Genomic DNA, 9,843 nt, shown 5'->3' with positions numbered 1-9,843 from the left:
GTAAAAGAGAGTATAAGATCACACCCAGATCGGTCGGTCAAATCATCTTGTACTGCTTAAAAAATGTTCGCGATCTCGCCCTGTCGTAAATGTGAACACCAATGAACAATCACTCAAGTAAGCTACGTAGCATCCAGGCCGTTTTCTCGTGTAATTGGATGCGCTGTGTCAATAAGTCAGCGGTCGCTTCGTCATTGGCGGCATCAACCAGAGGAAATAAGGAGCGCGCTGTTTTAACAACAGCTTCCTGACCCATGACAAGATTTGCAATCATCACAGTAGCCGCAGGGACATCATGATCTTCCTGAATCACCGTCAAGCGTGAAAATTCATGATATGTCCCTGGAGCAAAACAGCCTAATGAGCGAATTCGCTCCGCGATTTGATCTACCGCCAGAGCTAATTCGTTGTATTGGTTTTCAAACATTAGATGCAAGCTATTAAACATTGGCCCGGTAACATTCCAATGGTAGTAGTGCGTTTTAATATACAAGGTATAACTGTCCGCCAAGAGTCGGGACAATCCTTCAGCAATATCCAACCGGGCTGACTCAGAAATACCGATATCAATTACTTGTTTACTCATTATTGAATCTCCATTAGCGTTTGCTTATGCATAATGTAGCGTATGCCATATACGGCAAATAAACAACAGGAAGTATGGCGACGTTGAACATCAACAAATCATTGATCCAATAAAACTGGTTATTGATTTAATGCCCATTTCTGACCGTTTGGTGATGAGTTTTGGTTGCGACACCAAATTTATTTATTAATTTTCACGGCCTTGCGCTTTTGTTTGTGCAGCAGCCACAGAGCCCAAGTTGGTGACCCGTTGAAAACCGTTTTGCAGCAAGGCCTGGCGCGCTACCTCAGCCCGACGGCCCGAGCGACAGTAGAGTTGAATGGGCTCTTGCTTGCCAATCCCCAGCTTGGCCACTGCCGGCACTATTTGCTGGTACTCGATATTTTTAGCGCCAGCCACATGCTCGGCCGAGAACTCCTCGGCAGTCCGCACATCAATCAGCCACTCGCTGGCCGAGACACTCAGGCAACTCAACAAAGCGCCGATCAGTAACCCAGTACGCATCCACATATATCTCTCCTTTATTCCCTATCGATGTTGATATCTATGCAATGGAATATTCAGTGCCGCTCACGCTCTGGCCATTTATTCAACACAGGTGCCAAAGCGCCCCTTTTGCGCCAAATTTGCAATCAGGATCACCAGCCAAGTCGTCAGATACAGCGCAAAGATCGGCACCAACCACTGAGGCAGCTCCCAGCCGAGAAATGACCACTGTCGTTCGGCACAATCGGCATAGGCCGCAAAGAACCAGGGAGCCCACGAATCGAGTGGCAACCAGACTGGAAAATCAGGAAAGACGCTACAGGTATTAAAAGGTGAAGGATTTACCAGATAATCAACATGCCGTAACGAAAGCTGAAACCCTCGGACTGCACTGTAGCCCCAGATCAGGATCCCCAGCCAACGAAACACTCGCTGTTTCGGATTGATCAGAGCAATCAACGCGGCAGCTACCAGTCCCATGGTGGCTATTCGCTCATAAATACACATCACACAGGGAGATAATCCGAGTCCATGTTGAAAGCCCATGGCACCGAGTTCTAGCAAAACAGCGGAGGCCAGCAACAACATCCAGGATGCACGCTGACGGGTGATCCCTTGCAGATAGGCAATCATAATGAAAGCGCCTCTTGGGATGTGGCAGGCTGGACCTCAATATCGTAACGTGCGCCAACGTGCAGCAATTGCACATCGACCTCGGGTAACTGCTGTTGTAAGCGCTCGATCACAGCATCCCCGGTGCAGTGCCCTGGCCTCAGGAAATCAAGCTGACACTGCCGCAAAAAATCCAGGGTATGGGCCAGACGTGGCGCACCCGCATGCAACAGATGCAAGCCGCCGATGATCCCCGCGACTTTGTCAATTCCGGTCACTTTACGGATATGCGTAATCGTATTGATGAGTCCAGAATGACAGCACCCCAACACGATCACCAAGCCTCGTGGGGTATTCAGCCATAAGGCCAGATCATCTTCGATATTGTCGTGAGCAAATCCTTCGGCATCGAGGAAAAAGGGGCCACCGACATCTTCGAGGGGGTCCTGACGCGGGATCTCACCACTGGTTCCCCAATAGGGTGTCAGCATTTGTGCCGTCATAGCCCACAGACGCATCTGGGGCGGGAGATCCCATAACTGAGTCACCACCGACGTTGGCATTCCAATACTACGTACCGGCTTCTGGGGGTGACGACTATAACGCGGCAAAATCACACTCGGATGGGCCATGACCGGACACTGGACACCCATTTGCCAGAGTGTGTCCAAGCCACCGGAATGATCATAATGGCCATGACTGAGCACCACCATCTGACAGTCGTTTAACCGGATGTCTAACAGTTCGGCATTGGCAAGCAGTGTTTGACCCGAGCCGGTATCAAACAGCAAATTCAGCTCGGGTGAATGCAACCAGAGCGCAAAGCCATGTTCAGTCTGTAACTCACCTTGACCATGATTATCACAAAGCACCGTGATCTGGATTTCAGCAATCATGGGCCATACTCCCATCAGGTGGTGCGATAAACTTGGCAGAGGCACGAGCTAGGCGCTGCTCTCCGGCGATGCACTGTCCGGCAATATGCAACCCAGAGAGTAGCCATGCTTCGAGCTGATAGATGCCCCGCCGCTGCCCAAGTAGCTGGGCACAGATCGTAATAGTCTGACCCACGCAGATCGGTGCCACGAATCGAACCGTCAACTCCGCGGTCAGCGCCTTGATTCCCTGCATGAATAAACAGTGTGTCATCGCAGCATCGAGTAAGGTGCTGGTCATGCCACCGTGCAACAGTCCGGTGTAGCCCTGATGTTTCGGGCTCACCACAAAGGGAGCTCGCACGGAACCATCCGGTTGTTGCGAGAACGCTAGTTCCAAGGAGTCCGGATTGTTGTCACGGGAGCCACAAACCATACACTGAGCATGACTTGGTTTGGCATTGAGATAGGGTGTCATCCATTCCTTCTTAGCGGCAGGCCGATAACCAGACTGCCGCATCGGATCATCAATTAACTGGCTAACTCGTCTACGGCTGCCAGCGCCTGTGTGCCATAGATCACCGCAGGACCGCCGCCCATCAGGATGGCAACATCAATAGTTTCAACCAGTTCCTGCTTACTCGCCCCAGCTTTCAGCGCCGCTGCCACATGGGCCGCGATGCACCCATCACAGCGGGCAGCAATCGCAATTGCCGTTGCCATCAACTCTTTATGTTTAATGCTGAGTTCACCTTCGTACATCGCTGCTTTGTGCAAAGCTAGAAATGCATTCATGGTATCTGGACTGGCCTTGCGATAAGCCGATCCAAATTGACGTTGTTCCTGATTAATCTCTGTGTAGTTCTTAGCCATAAATACCTCGACTAGTTGTTGTTGCAGATCAAAACGAATCGATAACCATCTGATAGGTCTTATAGCCCCCAGTCAGATTGCGAGCTTGAAACCCGTTTTGTACCAACATGCGATAGGCAACATGTCCGCGCAAACCGACTTGGCAAGCCACCAAAATTTCTTTATCGACGGGCAGCGTATATAAACGATCCCGTAACTCATCGAGTGGAATATTCAACGCATTCGGAAAGGAGCCCGATACCTCCAGCTCTGGCGGATTTCGAACATCCAGCACAACTTGATCGGAAGCTCCCAGCAGTAGTTCTTCGGTGTGACAAATCGCCTCATCACCATTCATCACATTACTGGCGACCATGCCTGCCTGGTTCACCACATCTCGCGCAGAGCCAAAAGGGGGCGCATACGTCAGTTCCAGGTCAGCCAACTGCTGAACGGTCATGCGGGCACGTTGTGCAACAGCTAAAACATCAATTCGTTTGTCGATACCATCCAAACCAGCAGCCTGGGCCCCCAGGATCTGGCCATCCGTTGGATCAAACAGTAATTTCAAGGTCACCGGGTGAGCACCGGGGTAGTAACTGGCGTGGCTAGCGGTATGCACGTAAATCTTTTCATAGGTCATATTCAAGCGCTTGAGTGTTTTTTCATTCAAGCCTGTACTGCCAATTGCCATGTCAAACAATTTGCAGATTGCGGTGCCTTGTGTCCGGCGATAATGCTCATGGCGACCGAGCATATTGTCCGCAGCAATACGTCCTTGCCGATTAGCGGGCCCTGCCAACGGCACCAGTGCCGCGTCGCCGGTAACGAAATTCTCCGTCTCCACCACATCGCCAACCGCATAAATATCCGGTTCAGACGTTTGCATGGCGCTATTAACCTTGATACCGCCCAGAGCACCTAATTCCAGACCAGCTTTTGCGGCCAGTGTCGTTTCAGGTTTTACCCCAATGGCAAGGATGACCATGCCTGTCTGCAACATATCGCCGGAACTCAGCATCAAATCCAGATCATGGGTATGTGTGACGGGTTTGTCATATACAGCGGTCGCTTCAGGCTCGGCAGGATGGAAGTCAGCCACAGAAATGGCCGCCAAACCGGTTTTAAGACGCAAATCGATGCCTTTTTCACACATATGGCGGTGTAACATATTGGCCATTTCACGATCAACCGGGGCCATAACTTGATCGGAGAGCTCCAAAAGGGTTACGTCAATCCCTCTATGGTGCAGTGCTTCAACCATCTCCAACCCAATAAAACCACCCCCGACAACAGTGGCGTGCTTAGGCTTCTCTGCGGCCAGTGCGACCAGGATCTTATCCATATCCGGTATATTGCGCAGACTGTAAACATGATGACTATTAATGCCCGGTATTGGCGGTTTGATCGGTGACGCGCCAGGGCTTAATAACAACTTATCATACGACTCCAGATAGGTTTCCCCCGTCAACGTCTGCCGAACCGTTACGGTTTTATTCTTGGCATCAATGTCTATAACGTCATTAAATACACGAACGTCAACATTGAATCTGTTTTTGAAACTATCAGGCGTTTGAAGTAGCAAGGCATCCCGTGACTCTATTTCACCGCTGATATGGTACGGCAAACCACAGTTGGCAAAAGAAACAAACTCCCCACGCTCGAGAACTATGATTTCAGCATCTTCTGCCACTCTTCTTGCCCGTGCAGCGGCTGATGCCCCACCGGCGACACCACCGACAATTACAATCTTCGTCATAAAAATTCCTTACGGTACGATCAATTAACAACTTTTATTCAGGTCGACACAATTCAGCAGCAAATACAGCTTTTACGGTGCGGACTACCAACCAGGACAATAAAACAGTCAATAAACACAACAGCACGCCCGATAACGCTTGGAAAAATAGAGATGATGTCAGATGTGTCATTTTCATGGTGGCAATAGTTAAAGCGGCTAAAGGGAAGGAATAGGCCCAGGAAGAGATAAAAAATGGCACTTTGAGAAATCTAAATATATTCATCGCAAGCAATAGGCCCAGAAACAGCGCCATGTAATAAATAATTCGCGCAAAAACGTCTAGCTCACCCACCATGCCGATATAGGAAACAAATCCTACAGAGGGTGGGGCCAAAAGAATAAACAACATGGGTGCCATACGAGCAGGTAAAGGCTCATGAAAGAACAGTCGGTACATAATGATCGTGAGTAATACGATCCAAAAAACGATCCCGATGCTGAAACAAAACCAGCTCAGCTCGGTATAACCCAATTGGCTGCCCGTAATGGGAACAATAATATTACCCACCACAGGAATAAACCAACTTGGGTTCGCATGTGATAATGTGTAGTGAGTATGGTGTATCCAGCTGCTCATCACATATAAGGTGAGCGCAATTTGCAAGGCGGAGCCTATCCCCCACAAGGTGGTTGCAACCATAATTTCCTGTTGCCAGACGACTGACAGCAACAGCAGGCTAATAGAAAATGCAGGGAAGAAGTTTATACGGACTGGATGCCTAACTTCCTCAAGGACAGCCCCCGGATAGCGCCATATTTTGATAGCATAAATGATAGAAATGACTGCCATGCTAATTGATGTGACATAAGCCAAACACAGCCATATTGCAGAATTATGAAAAAACAGATTATCAGCACCTTTCCATGCCAATGTAAAACCAGATAACCCCATGATTACAGAAAAGAAAGAAACAGGGAAATATGCAACTCTCGGTGTGTCTTGGCCTGACTCATTCAATATTTCATTTGGATTCATTTTAGTCACCACAATTAGGGAGGTGATTTAAAATTACTGCATTAGACATCTCTAATGCAACGATTCTTTCACCACAAAGCATCATCATGACGATACAAGCATGCATAAGCTTTTGATTATCCGGCGATTAAAACTAGAAAAACACCTAAAATAGCCGGTTAGCATTAAAACTGTTAATATTCGACATAAAATTTTTATTCGGGCAATAAAAGTCCTGACTGTATATCGAGTAGATATACAGTCAAATTAACTATTCTTGTCAGCATCGCCTGATGACAATAAAGCCAGTTTTATTACCGTTATTGTTGTTCGTTACCTAAACTCAACGATATCCACTTAGGAGTGACAGCAACGCCCATGGCCTCGACCTTGCATTTGTCCCTGACGGCAGTTTGCTTTTTTGGGGTGATGTTGTTCACTCGACTGGCAACAATGTCCTGCGGGGTCGCTCCCCTCGTGTCCTTCGTGCCCACAGCCGCAACCTCCTGACTTCTTCTTCGTCTCGTGATTCAAGGATTGACGGCCTTGGCTGGCCTGATTGAGTTGCACCAACCCGCTGGCGACAGGATTACCAAGGTCGCTGGCTAAACGACGCCCGCAGTTAGTCTGGTAGACGGCAAACTGTCGAGCTAACAACTTACCCAACATCTGTTCACCAATATTGCGCACCACGACTCGGTTAACCTGTTGTTCCGCCAACAGATCGACCATTTTCTGTTTTCCTGCACAATTGGCTGCCAGTGCAGGGTTATCAATGCGATTTATTTCAACGCCTCGTTCATCCAGAAACACCAGGCAATCAGCTTTGGTGAAATGGCTTGCGACCCGATCATCATTCATTGGAATGGCAGTGATCATGTTTTGTATCTCCTTCGTCCTCAAGGTGCATCATGAGCGCCTTGCCCTGAGTCAAACAGTCCACAACCTTGAAACGAGCTGCTTTCAGGACATTGGCGAGTGTCTGCCGGGAAACCCCCATTTCAACAGCCGCTTCTTGCTGCTGCATGCCGAGTAAATCAACCAATCGCAAGGCTTCAAATTCATCATCTTTCAAGCGCACTTGCTCCAATTGACTCATGGGGCGAGCATTCGGCTTGAAGCAACTATCCGCTGGGCGGCCGCAGATGTTGCGTGGGATCTTGGGTCTAGCCATGGGGGCTCCTTGTTGGCATATGCTATATATACACCTCGTATATGGCATATGCAATAATTGATTGCGAAAATGCAGTGATCTGCCTAATCTGTTAAAAGCACGGTTGCTTCAACCTTTTTGAGAAATTAACCATAACTTTCAGATGGTTAATTTGAGTCATCAAAAGGCATTCACGACCTGCCGATAAAATCAGGCCTATCATAATGAAGTTTGAGGAAAATTATGCATTACCACCAATACTACCCCATTGATGTGGTGAATGGACTTGGGACTCGTTGTTCGCTGTTTGTTTCCGGTTGCGAACATCAGTGTAAAGGTTGTTACAACCAATCAACGTGGCGGTTGGACTCCGGTCATCTCTTTACCCAAGAAATGAGCGATCGAATTATCGCTGACCTCAAGGACACCAAAGTTCGAAGAAGAGGCCTCAGCCTCTCAGGTGGCGATCCTCTTCATCCAGCTAATCTTGTCGAGATATATGCGCTTGTGACTCGAGTAAGAAATGAATGTCCCGATAAAGACATCTGGTGCTGGACCGGCTACCGACTGGATGAACTAACACCGGATCAACGCTCCATCGTTGATCTCGTCGATGTTTTGATTGATGGAAAATATATAGCCGAAATTGCGGATCCAAGTTTGGTCTGGCGAGGAAGTAGCAACCAAGTAATCCATGAATTTGATCGCTCAGGCGCATGGTGGCGGCAATGTTCGCAGAACATCGGAACATCACAGCTGCACGCACTCAGTAGTTCCGCCAGGGTAAGCGATCAGCCCGTAACGAGACAGTGCGGTAGCCGTTCCTGATCGACTATGCCAATCCAATGAATCGATGTGAGACTGTATGGCCATTTTAGAAATTCTGACGCTCCCTGATCCCCGCTTGTCCAAAAAAGCCAGACCTGTGACTGAGGTCGATGCTATTCAGCCGCTAATTGAGGACATGCTAGAAACCATGTATCACTCTCCCGATGGTGTGGGTTTAGCCTCGACGCAGGTCGGGCGACAGGAAGCCATCATCGTCATCGACTATTCAGAAACGCGGGACCAACCACTGATTTTGCTAAATCCGCACATCACGACAACCAGTGAGGAGATGGTTTGTGGAACTGAGGGGTGCCTTTCCATTCCTGATTACTACGCCGATGTGGAGCGTTATTCCGCAATAACGGTTTCCGCGTTAGATCGAGAGAGTAGAAGCATTCAGCTAGAGGCTGATGGCTTTCTGGCTATTGCCTTACAACACGAGATTGATCATCTGAATGGTGTGCTATTTATCGATCATCTTTCTCCACTGAAGAGAAATATCGCGCTGCGAAAGGCTAAAAGAATCAAACGCGCACAATACCAAGATTGGGTGAGATGAGAGGAATACAGAAAAAATCTGTCCTCGAGATCACTTCATGTTGCAAATGCGGATGACGTCATGGCTCATTGGGTCGTTGCACCGTTGCGTTGTGGGTAACCCAGCCCTATGACTTTATGCAACTCATTGGCCAAATTCAGCATTCACTTGCTATGCACCCAATTGTTAATCATTGATGACTTGGGTATTGGAGGGATCGACATCAATATTGGTCCAATACTGCTGGAAATCATCGATCAGCAGTCAGCGCAAGGCTCTCTGGTTATCACAAGTCAATTCCCTACAAATAAATGGTATGACCTGTTTAATGACCCCACGATCGCCGATGCCATTCTTGACCGGATTGTGCATCGAGCCCACGTCATTGAGCTGAAAGGGGAGTCGATCCGGAAACTGAAAGCAAAAGGAGTGTAATACCCGGTTGACCATCCTTGATCGAGGGTGGTCAACCTCAATAAGAATGGGTGGTCAAACTTGATAAGAATCGCTGGTCAAGCTTGATGCGATTGAGTGGTCAACCTAGGTAAGATTCCGCAGGGTGCTATTGGAGATAAATCCCGCGGATGGTGGGTTCACTCCGTTCTCTTGCTCGAGGCCACTACATTCCGCACCGTAGGATTACTGCATCAGGAGTGGTGGATGCGCCCGGATGACCCTGCCGATGCGGATGAAAAGGAGAGTGGCAAATGGCTGGCTGCGGCCGCAACTAGCCGGTTACGCATGGGCAGCATGATGAGCAACGTGATTGCGGTCTGTGACCGCGAAGCCGATATTCATGCTTATCTGCAGGACAAACTGGCGCATAACGAGCGCTTCGTGGTGCGCTCCAAGCACCCACGCAAGGACGTAGAGTCTGGGTTGTATCTGTACGACCATCTGAAGAACCAACCGGAGTTGGGTGGCTATCAGATCAGCATTCCGCAAAAGGGCGTGGTGGATAAACGCGGTAAACGTAAAAATCGACCAGCCCGCAAGGCGAGCTTGAGCCTGCGCAGTGGGCGCATCACGCTAAAACAGGGGAATATCACGCTCAACGCGGTGCTGGCCGAGGAGATTAACCCGCCCAAGGGTGAGACCCCGTTGAAATGGTTGTTGCTGACCAGCGAACCGGTCGAGTCGCTAGCCCAAGCCTTGCG

At 49.0% G+C, this 9,843-nt stretch carries 13 protein-coding genes and 1 pseudogene; 4 read left to right on the top strand and 10 right to left on the bottom strand.

Going from position 1 to position 9,843, the window contains the following annotated elements:
• Positions 1–109 precede the first annotated feature (109 nt).
• The 10 genes from ACYVG7_RS07215 to ACYVG7_RS07170 all read right to left on the bottom strand — a co-directional run bounded on the left by ACYVG7_RS07215 (position 110) and on the right by ACYVG7_RS07170 (position 7,341).
• A complete protein-coding gene (locus tag ACYVG7_RS07215) occupies positions 110–586 on the bottom strand; it encodes a Dps family protein (protein ID WP_268428723.1) in 477 nt (158 codons plus the stop codon).
• 186 nt (positions 587–772) lie between these two features.
• The gene (locus ACYVG7_RS07210; RefSeq protein WP_460882521.1) at positions 773–1,096 is read right to left on the bottom strand and encodes a rhodanese-like domain-containing protein; all 324 of its coding nucleotides are present in this window, start codon (positions 1,094–1,096) and stop codon (positions 773–775) included.
• A 75-nt stretch (positions 1,097–1,171) separates the two neighbouring features.
• On the bottom strand, positions 1,172–1,705 hold the full coding sequence (gene dsbB / locus ACYVG7_RS07205) for a disulfide bond formation protein DsbB (protein WP_460882520.1): 534 nt from the start codon (positions 1,703–1,705) through the stop codon (positions 1,172–1,174).
• The gene (locus ACYVG7_RS07200) at positions 1,702–2,580 is read right to left on the bottom strand and encodes an MBL fold metallo-hydrolase (protein ID WP_460882519.1); all 879 of its coding nucleotides are present in this window, start codon (positions 2,578–2,580) and stop codon (positions 1,702–1,704) included. The genes dsbB and ACYVG7_RS07200 overlap by 4 nt, the downstream gene beginning before the upstream one ends.
• Positions 2,570–3,037 carry a PaaI family thioesterase gene (locus tag ACYVG7_RS07195; protein WP_323583882.1) on the bottom strand — a complete coding sequence of 156 codons (468 nt, stop codon included), beginning with the start codon at positions 3,035–3,037 and terminating at the stop codon, positions 2,570–2,572. Before ACYVG7_RS07195 ends, ACYVG7_RS07200 begins: the two co-directional genes overlap by 11 nt.
• 53 nt (positions 3,038–3,090) lie before the next feature.
• The gene (locus ACYVG7_RS07190) at positions 3,091–3,432 is read right to left on the bottom strand and encodes a carboxymuconolactone decarboxylase family protein (RefSeq protein WP_103829229.1); all 342 of its coding nucleotides are present in this window, start codon (positions 3,430–3,432) and stop codon (positions 3,091–3,093) included.
• Between the two features lie 28 nt (positions 3,433–3,460).
• Positions 3,461–5,170 (bottom strand): FAD-dependent oxidoreductase, encoded by a 1,710-nt coding sequence (locus ACYVG7_RS07185; RefSeq protein ID WP_460882518.1) that lies wholly within the window; start codon positions 5,168–5,170, stop codon positions 3,461–3,463.
• Positions 5,171–5,204: 34 nt separating this feature from the next.
• Positions 5,205–6,188 carry an SLAC1 anion channel family protein gene (locus ACYVG7_RS07180; protein WP_460882517.1) on the bottom strand — a complete coding sequence of 328 codons (984 nt, stop codon included), beginning with the start codon at positions 6,186–6,188 and terminating at the stop codon, positions 5,205–5,207.
• A 336-nt stretch (positions 6,189–6,524) separates the two neighbouring features.
• A complete protein-coding gene (locus tag ACYVG7_RS07175) occupies positions 6,525–7,046 on the bottom strand; it encodes a NifB/NifX family molybdenum-iron cluster-binding protein (protein WP_103829232.1) in 522 nt (173 codons plus the stop codon).
• A complete protein-coding gene (locus ACYVG7_RS07170) occupies positions 7,021–7,341 on the bottom strand; it encodes a DUF134 domain-containing protein (RefSeq protein WP_042648361.1) in 321 nt (106 codons plus the stop codon). The genes ACYVG7_RS07175 and ACYVG7_RS07170 overlap by 26 nt, the downstream gene beginning before the upstream one ends.
• A gap of 222 nt (positions 7,342–7,563) precedes the next feature.
• Here ACYVG7_RS07170 and nrdG point away from each other — a divergent pair, with 222 nt between their 5' ends.
• The 4 genes and pseudogenes from nrdG to ACYVG7_RS07150 form a co-directional block, all read left to right on the top strand.
• The gene (nrdG, locus tag ACYVG7_RS07165) at positions 7,564–8,148 is read left to right on the top strand and encodes an anaerobic ribonucleoside-triphosphate reductase-activating protein (protein WP_460882516.1); all 585 of its coding nucleotides are present in this window, start codon (positions 7,564–7,566) and stop codon (positions 8,146–8,148) included.
• 37 nt (positions 8,149–8,185) lie between these two features.
• Positions 8,186–8,707 carry a peptide deformylase gene (gene def / locus ACYVG7_RS07160; protein ID WP_268429128.1) on the top strand — a complete coding sequence of 174 codons (522 nt, stop codon included), beginning with the start codon at positions 8,186–8,188 and terminating at the stop codon, positions 8,705–8,707.
• Positions 8,708–8,815: 108 nt separating this feature from the next.
• Positions 8,816–9,121 carry an ATP-binding protein gene (locus tag ACYVG7_RS07155; RefSeq protein ID WP_460882515.1) on the top strand — a complete coding sequence of 102 codons (306 nt, stop codon included), beginning with the start codon at positions 8,816–8,818 and terminating at the stop codon, positions 9,119–9,121.
• A 105-nt stretch (positions 9,122–9,226) separates the two neighbouring features.
• A pseudogene (locus tag ACYVG7_RS07150) lies at positions 9,227–9,843 on the top strand (IS4 family transposase); the annotation flags it as partial.

The organism is Pseudaeromonas pectinilytica, assembly GCF_054780855.1.
Note: the sequence above shows the minus strand (reverse complement) of the source record. Positions and strands in the feature narration are given on the sequence as shown.